Origin of the sequence: Gardnerella sp. KA00127, assembly GCF_049244125.1 — a bacterium.
GTDB classification, from domain to species: domain Bacteria; phylum Actinomycetota; class Actinomycetes; order Actinomycetales; family Bifidobacteriaceae; genus Bifidobacterium; species Bifidobacterium swidsinskii.
Window position 1 is genome coordinate 939742 of record NZ_CP058377.1, and the last position, 18494, is coordinate 958235.

An 18494-nucleotide genomic window follows, 5' to 3' on the forward strand; every position below is an offset into this window, starting at 1 on the left:
TAGCATATTTTCAACTTATATCGCTGATTCTTGGAGCGAAAGAAAAATCAGAAAATACTGCTAAGCATTTATTAAACGACGAATCTAAATCAATTTTTACGTTTGAATTATCAACTACCCCACATGTTTGCATACCAGCTTGCTGAGCTGAACATAAAGCTGTAGCAGAATCTTCAAAAACTACACATTTAGCTGGATCTACTTTAAGTTGATTAGCAATATCGATATAAGTTTTAGGACTATGCTTACCTTTTTCAGATAAATCTTCTCCAAAATGAAGAAAATCAAAACAATCAAAAATGCCAACTCTTTTTAAAGCTGGAATACACAAGCGTTTAGAAAGAGTTGTAACAAGAAAAAGCTTTATACCATTAGAACGCAAATAATGCACATATTCATACGCGCCTTTTCTTAGCGGAAGATGATTAGCATAAGCGTCAAAAGCCATATCTGACCACTCCGTCATCAAATCTTCAGGAGCATCAGTAAATCCGTAATTTTTAATAACATATTCTGCAATTTGTCTAGGATTCATTGTTGCAGTCGTATTCGCAAAGATTGAAGGAACGTTCATACCACGTTTCGCAAAACTTACTCGATCAATATCATCCCAAACGCTTAAAGAATCAAGTAACGTGCCGTCAAAATCAAAAATCGCTGCAACAATAGACGAATTATTTTGTAAATCCATCAATGATCTTCCTACTTGCACTCAATAGCTCACGAGCATGTTCTAATGAAGTTTTTGATTCACTTCCATCAAGCATCCTAGCAATCTCTTGCTCACGCATCAAATCATTAAGCTCAATAACAGAAGTATCCGCAACTATAGCAGAAGAACTATTCTCACTATTCTCAACAAGATTTTTTTGTACTGCAAATTGTGCATCTGCAAAAGAAGCAACCTGAGCTAAATGAGTAACAACAATAACTTGAGCATGTTGAGAAAGTTGAGCCAAACGTTTACCGAGTTCTACTGCCGCAACACCACCAACACCAGAATCTACTTCGTCGAAAACAAATGTCATATTTTCTTCGTCGCAATCTGTCAACTTCGCAACAACAAGCTCAATTGCAAGCATAAGCCTACTTAATTCACCACCAGAAGCACTTTTGCTCATCGGCAAATCTGAAGAAGCAGGAAATGGTCGGAACAAAAACTCTACATCATCACATCCGTTAGAATCAAGCGGAATAGAACCAGATAAATCTTCGCAACGCCTATTTACACTGATAATTAATTGAGCACCTGGCATAGCCAAAGAATGTAATTCTTCACTAACTAAAGTGCCAAAATCATGAGCTGCATTTAAACGAGTTTTATATAATTCTTCAGCAAGTTTAAGAGCATCATCATATCGTTGAGCACACTTAGCACGCGCTTTGGCAATAGCTTCAGGAGAATCATCTAAATCTTCAAGTTCAAACTGAGCTTTTTCGGACCAATCAAGTACGTCATCTAATGTTGGACCCCACCTACGAGTTAAATCAGTAAGATCATGAATACGAGAATTTAAATCATCTAAATCTTTTTCACTTACATCGATATCCAACTGTTGAGCAAGCTGCATTACAATATCGTCAAGTTGAGCATGAATATCGTCAAGTTGATTTGCAATAGAATTGAAAGAATCATCTACACGAATATTTCGTAATGCTTGAGAAGCTTTATCTACAAGAAAACAAGCATCTTCAGATGATTCTGAAGCACCATAATCTATTTGACTGGAATCAAGGGATGCGAGCGCAATGCTCACTGCTTTAACAATTTGAGCAGAATTCTCAATTCTTTCTCTTTTTGCACGCAATTCCTTATCTTCATTAGGCAGCGGATTCACATCTCGTATTCTCGCTAACGATTCTCTAAGGTAATCTGCACGTTGTCGCGAAGAAGACGCTTGATTTTCTAGTCGATTACATGTTTCTTTAGCATCTTTCCACGCTTGATACGCACATGCGTATTGCTTAAGTAATTCACTATTTTTAGATACAGTATCAAGCAATTCGCGTTGTTTTGAATTTGTTGCTATACGTAATTGGTCACTTTGTCCATGAATAACTATCAATCGTGAGCATACTTGTTCAAGAACTGTTTTTGGTACTGCGAAACCAGAAATTGTTGCTCTTGAACGACCTTCTTGTGGTACTGTTCTAGAAACATACATATCTGATTTATTTTCGTCATTTTCTGAAGGCTCTAATTCAATACCGGATTTTCCAACAGCATCTACTAATTCACTTGTTTTAGGAATACTAAATATGCCTTGAACCCATGCTTCTTTAGCGTTTGGTGAAATCCTTGCAACTTCTGCTTTGGATCCAGAAATAAGCTTGATAGCACTTAAAAGCATTGACTTTCCAGCGCCTGTTTCGCCCGTAATAGCTGTCATGTGAGACGAAGGAGTAATAAGCGCATGTGAAATTGGCCCAAGATTACGTATTTCTAACTCTTCAAGCACGCTGTACCTCGTTTTATAAATGCTATATTTAATATTATTTTCTACTTAAATAATTCAGTTTAAAGAATTATTATTGTGCTCACGCCATCCAACTATTGGCAAATCAAATTTTGTAACTAAACGCTTCGTAAAAGGAGCACCAGAAAGTCTAGCTAATAATAGGTCATCTTTTGATTGACGAACTTGAATCCTTGACCCTTGAGGAAGAGCGCGCTGTCTTCTACCATCGCAACAAATCCAACCTCCAGAAGACGATTCATTAAGAATATCAATAGTAAAAGTAGAACCGGCACCAATAATTAGAGGACGCGCAAAAAGAGCATGAGCAGCTAATGGCACTAGTTGTAACGCTTCTACATTTGGCCACATGATTGATCCACCTGCTGAAAATGCGTAAGCTGTGGAACCAGTAGGAGTTGAAACTATTACACCATCGCAACCAAAAGATGACATTTCAACATCGTCTACTCGTATTGAAAGTTCTACCATTCGACCTCTGTCTTCGCGATCAAGAGTTATATCGTTCAACGCCCAATCACTTAAAGGCTTACTTTCGCCAGGAAGCCACACATCTACATGAGCTTCCATTCTCCTGTCAATAGTGTAATCCTTGTTTGCAATCCTACGAATAGCATCATTAATTTGAAAACTTTCAAATTCTGCCAAAAAACCAACATGACCAAGATTTATGCCGATAATTGGAACGGTAGTGCAATGCACTAACTCAGCAGCCTGAAGCATGGTGCCATCTCCCCCAAGCACCACAACTATTTCCGTATTTTCATCAACTATACGAGTAGTTTTTTTAGCAAAATCAGACACAGAAGCACTGTTGAATACGTCAACAACGAATCCAGCTTTAATAAGTTGAGTCTTGACTTGATTTACCACATCACTATGAACATCGATTCTAGCGTGAGTAACTACAAGAGCACGACGAGCCGACGAAGCGGAATTAGTATCGAAATGTTCCTGCATATACAGCCCCTTCGTACTGTTTAAACACAACTACTACTATTGTAATTGTTAGGATACATATTGAAAAATGCTAAACATTCAATAATTAACTTACTTCTCGTAACGCGCATAAAGAAGATACTCCGTATTGCCATGCGTTCCTTCAATAGGAGATTCGCAAGAGGAGATAACCTTTAGACCGTTTTGATTTGCACAACTTTTTATTGTTTCTAAAGCTTTAATTCTTAAAGTCTCGTCAGTTACTATTCCACCTTTTCCAAGGTTTCCTTTTCCTACTTCAAATTGCGGCTTAACTAAAAGCACAATATCTGCATGCAATTGAGCTATTCTAGAAATTACTGGAATAACAAACGTTAGAGAAATAAAAGAAACATCCGAAACTATAAGATTTGGCTTATATGGCAAGTTCTCTTCGTACACATCTCGAATATTTACGCCACTCATTTCAATTACATGTGAATTGTTAGCTATTTTTGGATGCAATTGACCATGACCAACATCTAAAGCTATTACAGAATGAACACCTCTTTGCAAAAGAACGTCGCAAAAACCACCCGTTGATGCACCTATATCTAGAGCTTTAGTTGATTTGGAAGTAGTTAAACCATTTTTAGAAAACGCTTCGAAAGCACCTTCTAACTTAAGTGCTCCACGAGAAACGTATCTAATACAAGATTGCGTATTTTTTGATTCGTCGATTGTTATTGTATGTGAATTGTTTACTAAAAATGAGGATTTCGTAATATTTCGATTGTCAACACTCACTACGCCAGCACGAATTAAACGTTGAGCAGTTGTCCTACTTTCTGCTAAACCACGATTAACCAAAGCGCAATCTAAGCGTTGTGAAATATTGCTATTTGAAAGTTTACTTAAATCCTCATTCAAAGTCATAAGGAAAACTCCGGAAGAGTATAATTTTCCATATTTTCACCGCAATCTTGCAAGCTCCATGCCAGCGCGCAAGCAGCTCTTAAAGCATTGCAATCGTTAGTGTTATTAACTTCAATAATATTATTATTCACAACTCTTGCTATAGCATCTTCACAAGTAAAAGTACTACCGTTAACGCGTTCAGGAGCGTTATGAGATTCGTTTAATCCTCGCAAGTCTTTAGAAACAAAACTTGGACGCAAATGTTTTGGCGCAAGCATAAGCATGCGAGGATCTGTAACTCCAGTAAGAACAAGTAATGAAGCATAGCCTCCTCTTGTTCCAGCCTCAATATCAGTATCTAAACGATCTCCAACTGCTAATGAATGTTCAATACTAATTACAGGATTCCCATACTCGTCTTTTTCAGTGTATTCTTCACATTCAGAATCATCATGCTTAGCATTAGCAGCAACCAAAAACCTTGCTTCATCATACATTGCAGATTCTGGTTTTCCAGCAGACGAAATAGGCTCTACACCCGTAGCATTAATAACAGCTTGAATCATGGAACCGCATCCAGGAGCAATACCATGCTCTCTTGGAATAGTTAAGTCGCGGTTAGTAACGAAATATTTTGCACCATGCTCAACAGCGAAAGAAACTTCCGCCATTTCTTGCCAAGTCATTTGAGGATACCAGCCTTGAATAACAGCTTTAGGATTATCTTCGCACGAATCTACGAGTTGTAATCCTACGCGTTGCACTTCTTGACGCAAATGTTCAGCGCCGAGAACAAGAACTTTGGATCCTTTCTCAACATTGCGAGCTACCATCCTTGCTGCAACAACAGAAGACGTTATAATCTGCCATGGTTCTACTTTTAAGCCAAAACTTTCCAGTTGTTTTGCAACAACAGATTGGAAACGCGAAGAATTATTAGTTGTGTATTCAATTGCCATTCCATTTTTTTGCGCAAACAAAATGGAATCAGACGCATATTCAACAGCATTTCCACCACGATATACAACACCATCTAAATCAAGCAGTGCTAAACGAAATGCATCGCTTAACGGACGATTACATGAAGAAAAATTCTTTTTCGTTTCAACTTGCATACTATACCTCATTTAAGTTTGCTAAACACTGCACTTAATTTAGATTCAAATTTTTCAAATATATTTTATAAATATCAACTCTCAAAGCAGCAAGTGCCCGGCTTACTTAAAAGCAGCCGGGCGCAAATATTCAAATGTTACGAACTACTCTTCGTCAGCGTGAACAGCACTCATCTCGATTGTATCCGTATTATCCGCATTCTCAGAGTTACTTGTCTCTTCTGAGTCTTCTAAATCTTCAGAATCTTCAGTTGCTTCAGATTCTTCATCAGCATATTCATCAGATTCTTCATCAGGAGCAAATTGAGCATCATCTTCACTCATGCCAATTTCATCCATCATGTCATCATTCAAATGCTCTAAATCATAGTCGATAACAATATCATCAGGATTTATATCTTCGTCATCAACATCAGCATACTGTTGCTCAAGCTTATCAAGCAAAGACTCTAATTCAATTGCTTCGTCACTACGCCCGGCTTCTTCCAAGAAGTATTGTTCTGCTTGAACTGCACGCATACGATACTCCCCAGGAAGACCCTTTGAACGACCCATTGCATGAACCAATTCAATAGCCTTATCAGCATGACCAGTATCAGCCAAAACACCTGCATAAACGAGGAACATTTCGGCTTTTACTTCTCCCCTTAAGGTTTTTGCTTCATCTGACATGCAAATTTCTAAAGCCTTATCTAGATTTCCCATACCGCGCTCGCAATCGGCAATAAATGGCAAATAATCAAGGTAACCATTCATTCGCATTGCAGTGCGGAATTCCTTAGAAGCAAGTTTGTAATCGCCCTGACGATAGGCCACAAAAGCTAAAGTTTCGCGAGCAAAATCAATACGAGAAGCTTGCTTAGCAGCCCACTTTGCATGTTCTAATGCAAGTTCAGGATTTTCTTCTTGCAAAGTATAAGCTGCAAGAATATGAAGACCAATATTTTCAGCATGCTCCTTTGAAAGACCGCGCAAACGCTCGCGATCTTCTTTAGAAAGCATTGCCCATTCCAAACCTTTTGGCATCTTAGGTTCACCAGGGCGACGTGCTGTATAAGGATTTTGAGATGGATAAGAAACAGTTCCGTCAGAATTGCGGCGTGGACCATCTTCAAAGCGGAAGTTACTACGCGAATTTGTGCTACGATTATCTCTGCGATCGTCACGACGATCAAAACGACGCTCATTATCTCTGCGCTCATCGCGACGATCGTCTCTGCGGTCATCACGGAAGCCACCCTTAGAGCCTTTATGGAAATCTTTATGGAAATCGCCATTGCTATGGTTCTCACGACGATTATCCCTGCGATCGTCACGATGGTTAAAACGATGTTCACCATCAAACTTCTTGTAGCGTGGGTTGCCACCTTCTTCACCAGAATGTTCAAAATCTCTAGAGCGACGGTCATCGCGACAATCATCTATACGATCAAAATGACGGTTACGATCAAAGCGACGATCATTATCGCGATTCTCTGAGCGGAATCCGTCCTTCTTAAAACCATTCTTCTTAAAACCACCGCGACGGTCATCTTTACGATCGTCATGACGGTTAAAACGACGATCACCATCACGCTTTACGCCAGAGTGGAAGCTCTCTTCACGGTCATCATCATTACGGCGGAAACCACCCTTCTTAAAACCGCCTTTATGGAAACCATCCTTATGGAAACCACCGCGACGCTCGCTACTTTTACCACCATTGCGATGACCAAATCCACCACGTTCACCAAAAGATTTCTTACCACTCCGCGAGTGTTCGCGTTCTTCGCCCATTCTGGCATACCTCTCATCTATGTGCAATTTTATTACAAAATCACATTTTAATTATATTCATAAAACAACTAAACATCTGCTGAAGCAAGCTATAGCATACATCAAGCAGCAAGCTTACAACAGATGTATTTTTAATAAATCACAAACATTTATTAAGCGCGCTCTACGGCACCGATAGCTTTCTTGCCACGGCGAAGCAAAGCGAAACGACCGTGCAAGAAAGAGCCCTCACTTAACACATCGTCGACACCACTTACACGTTCATTATTCAGATACAAACCGCCTGCTTCAATAGCACGACGAGCTTCAGAAACAGTGCGGAACAGACCAGCGGCAACTGCAGCCTCAACAACACGATCTGCAACTTTAGCCTTAGCGAAATCTAAACTACCGTCTTCAGCCTTAACCTTAACGCCATCTAAAGCAGCTTCAAGAGTCTGCTCATCAATATTGCAAAGATCACCACGTCCAAACAAAGCGGAAGAAGCTTCAATAGCCTGGTTTGTTAAATCTTCACCGTGAACGAAACTTGTAACTTCCCACGCAAGCACGCGCTGAGCTTCACGACTTCCAGGATCATCCTGAATTTGCTGAGCTAAACGCTCAATTTCATCTTTTGGCAAGAAAGTGAACACCTTAAGCAACTTAACAACTTCATCATCAGGCTGATTGAACCAGAACTGGTAGAAGCGATAAGGGCTAAGCATAGAAGGATCAAGCCACATGGCATTACCTTCTGACTTACCAAACTTACGACCTTGATTATCTGTAATAATCGGGCTAGTAAACACGTTTACGGATGTGCCACGAACCTTACGAATCAAATCCATGCCGGAAGTGAGATTACCCCACTGATCCGAACCGCCAAGTTGCAAAGTTACGTCGTAATTATCAAACAAGTACAAGAAGTCGTTGCCTTGCAAAACTTGATAGCTAAACTCAGCAAAAGAAATACCTTCATCGGAATTTAAGCGACGAGCCACAATATCCTTAGAAAGCATTGTGCCAACACGGAAATTCTTACCAACATCACGCAAGAAGTCGATAGCAGACATCTTAGAAACCCAGTCGTAATTGCTGACAAAACGAACAGGATTTTCACCATCAAGAGGCAAAATTCTGCCAATCTGCTTACGCAAACGTTCAGCCCAGCCAGCCACAATATCCTTAGAATTAAGAGTGCGTTCTCCGCTTTGACGAGGGTCACCAATCAAACCAGTGGCACCACCAACTAAAGCAATAGGATGATGACCTGCAGCCTGCAAATGGCGCATATTAATAAGCTGTACAAGATTACCAATATGCAATGAAGCAGCAGTAGGATCGTAACCGCAATAATACGTTAATGGTTCTCCGTCAAGCGCTTGAGCAAGCTGCTGCTCATCAGTAGATTGTGAAATTAATCCACGCCACTTAAGCTCTTCAAACAAAGAAGCAAAACCTGCTTCCTTGTAGTTCCTGACCTGAGCCATTCGTATCTCCTTAATACAGAATACCGATAAATATCGGGCGCTTTGCGCGTCCACAAGCCTTTCAATTTTTGCAGCACATGACGACACGCATAATAAAAAAGTGCCAAATATTATAAAGTACAATATTTGGCACTATAACGTGACAGCTAATAATCTAATTTTAAAATTATTTTATAGGCGAGATATAAGCAGAACCATCGCTTTTTGAATTTGCAAATTTATAATAATTATCCATTGCATTTTCAGCCTCTACAATTTGCTCTTTAACTCGTGCGAAGGCTGTACCGCCACGACCGCATCTGGCAGACACAGATCCAGCACTAGTCAATATTGTTCTGATATTCGCAATTTCTGCGCTATCAACAAAACCGCTTAGAATATTTGAAAAATCATCATCGCTTAAATCAGCAAGATCTCCCCCAATTCCCTCAGCTCGCTTTACACACAAACCAGACAAAGTATGAGCGTTACGGAATGGAACACCCTTTTTTACAAGCCATTCTGCAATATCTGTAGCAAGAGCGAAACCAGTAGAAGACTGTTCATAAAGTCTATTTAGATCAAATTTCATAGTTTCTACCATTCCAGCAAAAGCTGGAAGAAGCACTTCTAAAGTGTCAATTTGATCAAAAACAGCTTCTTTATCTTCTTGCAAATCGCGAGCATAAGCAGTAGGAAGACCTTTAAGAGTTGCCATTAAACCAGTTAAATCGCCTATTAATCTACCAGCTTTACCGCGAGCAAGTTCAGCAATATCTGGATTCTTTTTTTGAGGCATAATCGATGAGCCAGTTGAATAAGCATCATCTAAACGAACAAATGCAAATTCTTGAGTATTCCAAATAATAATTTCTTCACTTAATCGTGATATATCAACGCCAATCATTGCTGCGATGAATGAAAATTCTGCGACTAAGTCTCTACTTGCAGTTGCGTCTATAGAATTAGCGCAAACTTTAGAAAAACCAAGCTCTTTAGCTACTTCTTCTGGATTAAGACCAAGAGTATTGCCTGCCAAAGCTCCTGCTCCATAAGGGCTTTCATCTGCACGCAAATCCCAATCTATGAAGCGATTTACATCTCGTAAAAGCGGCCAAACATGTGCCATTAACTGATGCGCAAGCAAAATTGGTTGAGCATGTTGCATGTGAGTGCGACCCGGCATCACTGCGTCTTTTGCATTTTTTGATTGATTCAGCAACGCTTGGCAAACTGACAACAATAATGATGCAATAACGCGCGCATGCCTACGCAAAAACATACGTATTAAAGCTGCAATTTGATCATTCCTAGATCGACCTGCACGAAGCTTTCCACCAAGCTCATTTCCAGCAATTTCAAGTAAACCGCGCTCTAATGCTGTAGCTTCATCTTCATCTTCCTCAATGGGTGCAAAAGTTTCATCATCTACACGCTTTTGCAATTCATCTAATGCACAAGATAAATCAGCATACTCTTTTTCGTTAAGAAGACCTGCACGATGCAACGCATGCGCATGAGCTCTAGAACCAGCAATATCATCATCCGCTAATCGCCAATCAAATTGTGTGGACTTGCTTAGTTTCGTCAGCTCTGCTGAAGGACCTGAACTAAATCGTCCACCCCACAATGCAATAGGGTGATTAGTATTATTACTTTCATTATTTTCTAGTTCTGCGGCTGCTGCTTTTGTTGCATCGTGCATAGTTTATTACCTTTATATCTTTTTATATATATCGTATTAGTTGTTGTTTGCAACGCGCATATCTCTTGCTGCTGCAACCTTGCTAGACAATCCGTAGATTTCAATGAATCCATTGGAAGCACGCTGATCAAATGTATCTGAAGAATCATACGTTGCTAAATTAAAGTCATACAATGATTCCTCAGAACGACGTCCAGTAACTACAGCTTTGCCAGCATACATAGTCATTCGAATCTCTCCAGAAACATGCTCTTGAGTTTCATTAATAAATGCGTTAAGAGAACACACAACTGGAGAGAACCACTGACCATCATAGACAAATTCAGCCCACTTTTTATCAAGAGCACGCTTTAACCTATGCTGCTCACGCTCCAGGCAGCAATTTTCAAGCTCTTGGTGTGCAACAATTAGAGATTGAGCACCTGGAACTTCGTACAATTCACGAGATTTAATTCCTACAAGACGATCTTCAATAATATCGATTCGTCCAATTCCTTGCGCTCCAGCTCTTGCATTCATTTCTTCAATTGCTTGCAAAGGCGTTACACTATGACCGTCAATTGCGACTGGAATACCTTTTTCAAAAGTAATTCTAACTTCATCCGGTTCTTGAGATTCAAGAGGATTTTGCGTATAAGAATAGCACTCTTCAGTCGGAGCATTCCATGGATCTTCTAGGAAACCGGTTTCAATTGCACGACCCCACACGTTTTGGTCAATCGAATATGGGCTTTTCTTGCTTTGTTCAATTGGAAGCTTGTGCTCATTAGCGAATTCTATTTCAACATCACGAGTAAGTGACAAGTCTCGAATTGGGCTAATAGCTTTTAATTCTGGATCCAAAGATTGGATTGCAACTTCAAAACGAACCTGATCGTTTCCTTTGCCGGTGCAACCATGCGCAATTGTGTCTGCATCAAATTGATGAGCTGCATTCACTAAGTGGCGAGTAATCAAAGGCCTAGAAAGAGCAGAAACCAATGGATACACGTCTTCATACATTGCGTTAGCTTTTAATGCAAGCATGCAATAATTATCTGCGAATTCTTCGCGAGCATCGACAACATATGCCTCAACTGCACCACAAGCCAAAGCACGATTCTTAATTACTTCAAGCGCTTCACCGCCTTGACCAACGTTTAGCGACACAGCTACAACGTCTTGACCTGTTTGCTCTTTAAGGTATGGAATTGCTACCGAAGTATCGAGGCCACCTGAATACGCCAAGACAATACGTTTTTTATTAGTCATTGTGACCTCCCAGGTCATGTATTGAATAAATAAACAATAAAGAGCATATTATACATCTAAAATAAAATCAACAGATGCGCCAAAAAATTATTATATTTTTATCATCTTCGAAGAGTTATTATAAAATATAAAAAAATATATCAATTATAGTTATACATATAAAAACGCGCGCAGCTCAACAATGCACTGCACGCGTATAAATCTTTTCGTTACTGCAAAATTATTTTTTTAATGCAATATTTAATTAAATAGCCACAATATTTTTTAATAAATTGTTTAACGAGAAGCTACTGAAAGCATCCAATTTGCTCGATTTTCAGCTTCTTCATTTGAAACGCAAACCATAATAACTGTATCATCTCCAGCAACTGATCCTAAAATACCTTTCAAAGGCTGACGATCTATAACACTTGCAACATATTGTGCAGCGCCTGATGGAGTGTGAATAACAACAATATTATTTGCATGTCCAACTTCAGTGACAAGACCTGCTAAAGTGCGAGCAACTTGCTGATCAATTCGCACAGTATCCATAGCATGACGATTGCCAGTACCATCGCCAAGCACATACGCAATCCTGCCATCCGTTAATCGAATTTTAACGGCATTTAACTCATCTAAATCTCGGCTCAAAGTAGCTTGAGTAACATTAAAACCATGACGCGCCAACACTTTAGCGAGTTGAGATTGAGAAGTAATCACTTCTGCCAGTAACGCTTGTTCAATAGCGTTTAAACGCGCTGCTTTTGTTGCAGGACGTTGCTGTTTTATTGACACTTCGTTATTTGATTCTGCATCCGTTTCTGGATTCATCATAATTTTATCAAAACCTTTCATAAACATATTTTCAATTAAATATATACGAATATGTGTATACATATCTACATGCATAAAAAATTATTTATGTGTTCTTCGTCACACATATCTATTATGCATGAAAATGCTATATTTTATTTAAAAAATAGATGTTACTTTACATAAAAAGAAAAAGAGTTAATAATACAATAAATGCGATTATGCATACTACTATTAGAACGTATGCACAATCGCATTAACTAAAATATATTATATTTTACACTCGCAAAGTTGCGTGCAAGACTTCAGCAGCATCCGTAATCTTCTTACGAACTTCTTCCATCTCTTCGCCAGAAAGTGTTCTATCATTTGCTCGGAACGTTACGGAATAAGCAAGAGAACGCAAACCTTCTCCAAGCTGCTCACCCTCATACACATCGAACAACTCAACAGATTCAAGCAAATCTCCAGCAGACTTTTCAATAGCAGACTGCAATTCATTCGCTTTCAACTCAATTGGTGCAGTGAAAGCGAAATCTTGCTTTACAGGAGGGAAAGTCGAAATTGGTTTAGCTTGAACAGGCTTCATAATCATATTCTTAAACAATTCAGTTAAATCAAGCTCGAATGCTGCAGAATGCTTAGGTAAATCTAGCGCTTCACAAACATGTGGATGCAATTCGCCAACAACACCGAGATTGACGCTTGAACCATCTTCAGCAAGAACACAAACTTGAGCACTACGACCAGGATGCCAAGAAGATGGAGCATCTTGAGCTTTAAACTGTTCGAGAATGAACTTAACACCAATTCTCTTACCAACTCGCTGGAGTGCTTCAACAGCATCGCTCCAATCAACATCTCTATGAGTACCAAGCCAACCAGTTTCTTCAGCATGACCAGTTAGCAAAGCAGCAACATGCAAAGGTTGTTCCGGTAATCCAGCATCCAACGCAGCAAGCTCAGCATTAGAAGGTCTAACAGAACCAGGTAATGCAGGAATTGCAGGAGCATTTGGATCGCTAAAGTACACATGACCAAGCTCATACATGGAAATATCTGTTAAACCACGATGAAGATTGCGTCGAACAGTACCAGCCAAAGTCATCAAAACAGAACGACGAAGCCAAGGCCTGTCTCCAGCTAAAGGATTAGCAATACGAACACTTACTTCAGCAACTTCATCCACATTTTGACGGAAAGCTTTAATATCTTCCTCACCAACAAATGGATAGCTTAAAGATTCAACAAAACCAGTTTCCGCTAACTCATAAGCAATAGCTCGTCTAGTTTGCTGTTGCGCAGTTAAGCCAGTTCGACCAGTAACAGGAACAGCAGGAACCTTAACAGGAATCTCATCATATCCAACAAGTCGAGCAATTTCCTCTACTAGATCGCAAGGCTCATTCAAATCAGGACGCCAAGTTGGAGGAAGAACGGAGAAGGATCCATTTCCACCACCAGCAACAGAGCAACCAATATCGGTAAGAATATCGCTAATGCGATTCAAATCAACATCCAAACCGGCAACTCGCTGCACTTCATTAGCTTTAAACACAATCACATTTCGCGACTGAGTATTATTGACATCACACGGCGATGTAGATGGCTTAGCTCCACCAAACTGTTCCAAAAGATTTGCAGCCATTTGTGCAGCTGCTGGCTGCAATTGGGTATCAACGCCACGCTCAAAACGACGAGAAGCCTCAGAAGGAATCTTATGTCGACGAGCAGTACGAGCAATTGAAACGGGATCAAAGTGCGCTGCCTCAATCAAAATATTTTTCGTTTCACTCGTAACTTCGCCATACATGCCGCCCATAACACCTGCTAAGCCAAGCACGCGTGAACCATGGTTTCCACGAGGAGAATCGCAAATAACTAAATCCTCAACATGCAATTCATGATCTTTGCCATCCAAAGTCGTAAGATGTTCGCCCTCATGTGCACGACGAACTACAATTGGACCTTCAATTTTGTCTAAATCATAAGCATGAAGAGGTTGACCCAAATCAAGCATGACATAATTAGTGATATCAACAGCAAGAGAGATACTGCGCATACCTGCACGCGTTAAACGACGCTGCATCCAACGTGGGCTTGCACAAGTGGAGTCAAAACCGTGTACAGCACGCGCATAATATCGATCACAACCAGGTACACCATGAATTGGATTAGTATCTTCAATACTCACGTCAATATCTGAAGTCTTGTGACCTTCATCATTAATTTGCGATACCTGCTCATTCAACTTTGAAACAGGATCCGTATAAACAGCACCAGTTGAATGATGATATTCGCGAGCAACACCACGATAAGAGAAAGCATATCCACGATCAGGCGTTATGTTAATCTCCAAAATCGGCTTATTAAGATGCAACAACTCCATTACGTCGTCGCCAGGCTTCAACTCATCGTATTCAGCCTTAGAGAAGCCATATTCACGCAACAAAATAATGCCATTGTGGCTATCTCCCAAACCAAGCTCACGCTCTGAAGCACACATACCGTCAGAAATATGACCGTAAGTCTTACGCGGCTCAATCTTAAAATCTCCAGGCAGAACAGCACCAGGAAGAGTTACAACAACCTTTTCACCGGCAGCCATATTAGGAGCACCGCAAACAATGCCACGAGGAACTTTCTTGCCGTTCTCGTCAACATCGTTGTATTTATCTCCAACATCAACATGGCACCAATTAATAGTTTTGCCATTTTTCTGCGGTTCAGGAGTAGCGTCAACTACGTAACCGACAACAATTGGACCGGTAACTTGAGAAGTATGAATTTCTTCTTCCTCTAGACCAACACGAACTAAATCTTTAGCAAGCTGTTCGTAAGTTAAACCTTCTGGCACTTCAACATGATCTTTGAGCCAGTCAATATCTACCATTGGCATGAGTTTTACTCCCCCATTACAAACTGTTCACTGAAGCGCTTATCGCCTTCAACCAAATCATGCATATCGTTAATATCGTGGCGAAGAAGCAGAGTCCTCTCCAAGCCGACACCAAAAGCAAAACCGGTATACACTTGTGGATCTAAACCTGCAGACTTCAACACATTAGGGTTAACCATTCCGCAACCGCCCCATTCAATCCAGCCTGGACCGCCCTTTTTATCTGGGAACCAAAGATCCAGCTCAGCACTAGGCTCAGTAAATGGGAAGTAGCTTGGTCGCAAGCGGCTCTTTGCATCTGGACCAAACATCGCAACAGCTAAACGATCGAGAACACCCTTTAAATCAGCCATTGTTAAATGCTTATCTACAGCCAAAGCTTCACATTGATGGAAAACTGGAGTATGCGTTGCATCCAGTTCATCAGTGCGGAACACTCTACCAGGAGAAGCAATATACAGAGGAACTCCACGCTCAATTAACGCACGTACTTGATCAGAAGAAGTTTGCGTGCGCAAAACCATATTTGAACCGACAAAGCCTGCAGCATCCTTAGCTTGATTACCCTGAACGTAGAAAGTATCTTGCATTTGACGCGCAGGATGATCCGGACCAAAGTTCAATGCATCGAAATCAAACCATTCAGTTTCAACTTCTGGACCTGCAGAAATCTGCCAACCCATAGACACAAAGAAGTCTTCAAAATCCTCAATAATACGAGCAATAGGATGACGAGCACCTAAAGGCTTACGATTAATTGGAAGAGTCATATCTACAGTTTCTGCAGAAAGCATGTTAGCCTCTTCAACAGCTTTAATTCGCTCTGTAGCTTCTGCAAAAGCTCGACCAAAATCAGCTCGCAAAGTTGACATCACCTTGCCAACTTCCTTCTTTTGATCCGCAAGCAAAGAACCAATTGCTTTACTTGCAACAGTCATCACTGACTGCGCGCCAGCATACTTAGTTTTAACAGCCTTCAGCTCTTCCATAGTTTGAGCAGCTGTAACGCTAGCAATACCTTCTTTTACTGCTTTACTTACAGCTTTAATATCGAATGGCTTATTATCGGTCACAGCACCCTTCCTATCTGTGTTATACGTATATTCATTGTTTATATACGATATTGCAAAATATTGCCCAAAGTTATATTTTTCGCTCATGACTCGACATAGCCAAGCCCATAAGCATTACTGCTGCACTTGTTGCAAGGTTCATTGATTCTGCTTTTCCATATATTGGAATTATTGAAATATCGTCAACCTGTTGCAATACTTCTTTAGGTAAGCCTCTAGCTTCATTGCCAAATAAAATAGCCAAAGAACTGCTAATAACCTCGGAATTGACTAAAATTTTTGGAAATGGCACAGGTTTAATCTTGTCAGTTCCGTAAATATCAGCTGCAATAATTCGAATATTTGATTTTGCAGCGCATTCGAACCAGTCTTGAACGCTTAATTGCACTACAGGAAGATGAAATAGTGAACCTGCAGTCGAACGCACAAGCTTAGAATTCCAACGACTTACGCAATCATCAACAAAAACAACAGCATCGCATCCAGCAACATCTGCAACGCGAATAATAGCACCAGCATTGCCAGGATCTCTTACCTGCCAGCAAGCTGCAATACGAAGAGGCTTAAAATCGTTTTTTGATTTTACTTGTGCTGATTGTTGCAAATTTTTAAACTCACTAAAATAGATATCATCTAAAGATTTCGAATTAGCAACCGCAACAATTCCCTGTGAATCAGCACTAATTTTTTGCATAATACTCGGTTCAACAGGATGAACATAACAAGATCGAGATAAAGCTTCTTTAACTATTTCCCGCAAAGAAGAAAATTGGGAACTTTTCTTTTCATTACCTTCACAAGCATCTTTAGTAACATAAATATCACATAACGAATCTGTGGCATAACGTACAGCTTCGCGCACACTTTGCGGACCTTCAACTAAAAAACGCTGCAAATCATGCGACTTTGCGCGACCTAAAGAAACGAGTCTGCGCACGCGCTCACTGTGAGTATTATCAATTAGTTCTTTTAACGGCATAAATATAACTTTACTTCAAAAACGATTACGACACAGGAAATACACATTCACAGATTTATGCAAACCTGCCACATTCATTGCAACAAAACTTATAAGCAAAACCTTATAAACTCTATTCATGATGCTCTGAAGCACTGGAAGTTGTATAGCCTTTAGGCTCAAGTTGAAAAGTAGTGTGAGACACAGAAACAGGAAAATGTTCGCGTAAGCAGTCCTGAAGCTGAGAAAGCACATGAGAGCATTGAGACATTGTCATATTAGGATCCACAACAACATGTGCCATAAAAATCGGCATACCAGTAGAGACAGTACTAGCGTGCAAATCATGAACTGCAAGAACATGAGGAACATGCTCTAGATGTTCACGAACTTTGTTTAAATCAAGACCTTCAGGAGTCTGCTCAAGAAGAACCTTAACAGCATTCTTAAGAAGCTTTAACGCACGAGGAATCATAAGAAGCGCAATAATACCGCCAGCTAAAGCATCAAAACCTGCCCAACCTGTACTCATCATTACAATAGCTGAGACTACAACTGCAACAGATCCAAGAGCATCGTTCATAACCTCAAGAAAAGCAGCACGCATATTCATATTGTCTTGCGATTGAGACATAAGAATTACAAGAGAACCTAAATTCGCAGCTAAACCAAGGATACCAAAGAATAGCAGCTGATTTACATCGTGAATGCCTTGATGGCCACTACCAAAAAGACGCATTCCAGCTTCAACAAGAGCATACACTCCTACAAGCAGTAAAATAAGAGCTCCCGCAGCAGCTGTAATAACCTCAAGACGCGCCCAACCCCACGTGCGCTTACTATTTGGACGACGACGCATAAGAATTGCAGTAACTGTTGAAGCTGCAAGAACCGAAATGTCTGTAAGCATATGACCTGCGTCTATAAGAAGCGACAAGGAATTGGTTATGAAAGAACCAATTACCTCAGCAAAGAACACAGTTGCAGTAAGAGAAAGCGTAAGAAGCAAACGATGCTGATGTGCATGACTTGCGTGAATTGCTTCTGCTTGGGAAGCTGCGTTGGCATTATTGTAATTAGTATCGGAAGAGTTGACATTTGCATTCACACTGCTTGAGCGTGAACCAGTGCCGTTAGTTTGAATTACATCGTTATGAT

The 18494-nt window shown here is 40.2% G+C and carries 14 protein-coding genes; all 14 read right to left on the bottom strand.

The window, feature by feature from the left end; all coding sequences use genetic code 11:
• Nucleotides 1–10: 10 nt before the first annotated feature.
• The gene (locus HXT48_RS03705) at nt 11–691 is read right to left on the bottom strand and encodes an HAD family hydrolase (protein WP_012914109.1); all 681 of its coding nucleotides are present in this window, start codon (nt 689–691) and stop codon (nt 11–13) included.
• Nucleotides 675–2459, bottom strand: a complete 1785-nt coding sequence (gene recN / locus HXT48_RS03710) for a DNA repair protein RecN (RefSeq protein ID WP_012914108.1) — start codon at nt 2457–2459, stop codon at nt 675–677. Before recN ends, HXT48_RS03705 begins: the two co-directional genes overlap by 17 nt.
• A gap of 54 nt (nt 2460–2513) precedes the next feature.
• Nucleotides 2514–3437, bottom strand: a complete 924-nt coding sequence (locus HXT48_RS03715) for an NAD kinase (protein WP_012914107.1) — start codon at nt 3435–3437, stop codon at nt 2514–2516.
• 90 nt (nt 3438–3527) lie between these two features.
• Nucleotides 3528–4331 carry a TlyA family RNA methyltransferase gene (locus tag HXT48_RS03720; protein WP_012914106.1) on the bottom strand — a complete coding sequence of 268 codons (804 nt, stop codon included), beginning with the start codon at nt 4329–4331 and terminating at the stop codon, nt 3528–3530.
• Nucleotides 4328–5428, bottom strand: a complete 1101-nt coding sequence (locus HXT48_RS03725) for an HAD-IIA family hydrolase (protein ID WP_012914105.1) — start codon at nt 5426–5428, stop codon at nt 4328–4330. Before HXT48_RS03725 ends, HXT48_RS03720 begins: the two co-directional genes overlap by 4 nt.
• Nucleotides 5429–5572: 144 nt before the next feature.
• On the bottom strand, nt 5573–7204 hold the full coding sequence (locus tag HXT48_RS03730) for a hypothetical protein (protein ID WP_012914104.1): 1632 nt from the start codon (nt 7202–7204) through the stop codon (nt 5573–5575).
• A 152-nt stretch (nt 7205–7356) separates the two neighbouring features.
• Complete coding sequence (gene tyrS / locus HXT48_RS03735) at nt 7357–8676, bottom strand: tyrosine--tRNA ligase (RefSeq protein WP_012914103.1); 1320 nt, start codon at nt 8674–8676, stop codon at nt 7357–7359.
• Nucleotides 8677–8842: 166 nt separating this feature from the next.
• Complete coding sequence (gene argH, locus HXT48_RS03740) at nt 8843–10360, bottom strand: argininosuccinate lyase (protein ID WP_012914102.1); 1518 nt, start codon at nt 10358–10360, stop codon at nt 8843–8845.
• A 36-nt stretch (nt 10361–10396) separates the two neighbouring features.
• The gene (locus HXT48_RS03745; RefSeq protein WP_012914101.1) at nt 10397–11611 is read right to left on the bottom strand and encodes an argininosuccinate synthase; all 1215 of its coding nucleotides are present in this window, start codon (nt 11609–11611) and stop codon (nt 10397–10399) included.
• Between the two features lie 276 nt (nt 11612–11887).
• Complete coding sequence (locus HXT48_RS03750; protein ID WP_032842537.1) at nt 11888–12427, bottom strand: arginine repressor; 540 nt, start codon at nt 12425–12427, stop codon at nt 11888–11890.
• A gap of 256 nt (nt 12428–12683) precedes the next feature.
• The gene (gene pheT, locus HXT48_RS03755) at nt 12684–15305 is read right to left on the bottom strand and encodes a phenylalanine--tRNA ligase subunit beta (protein WP_004111426.1); all 2622 of its coding nucleotides are present in this window, start codon (nt 15303–15305) and stop codon (nt 12684–12686) included.
• Nucleotides 15306–15310: 5 nt separating this feature from the next.
• Nucleotides 15311–16378: a phenylalanine--tRNA ligase subunit alpha gene (gene pheS / locus HXT48_RS03760; protein WP_041160572.1), complete on the bottom strand. Its 1068-nt coding sequence runs from the start codon at nt 16376–16378 to the stop codon at nt 15311–15313.
• A gap of 70 nt (nt 16379–16448) precedes the next feature.
• Nucleotides 16449–17357: a TrmH family RNA methyltransferase gene (locus HXT48_RS03765; RefSeq protein ID WP_012914098.1), complete on the bottom strand. Its 909-nt coding sequence runs from the start codon at nt 17355–17357 to the stop codon at nt 16449–16451.
• 112 nt (nt 17358–17469) lie between these two features.
• Complete coding sequence (locus HXT48_RS03770; RefSeq protein ID WP_415685259.1) at nt 17470–18444, bottom strand: cation diffusion facilitator family transporter; 975 nt, start codon at nt 18442–18444, stop codon at nt 17470–17472.
• Nucleotides 18445–18494 lie beyond the last annotated feature (50 nt).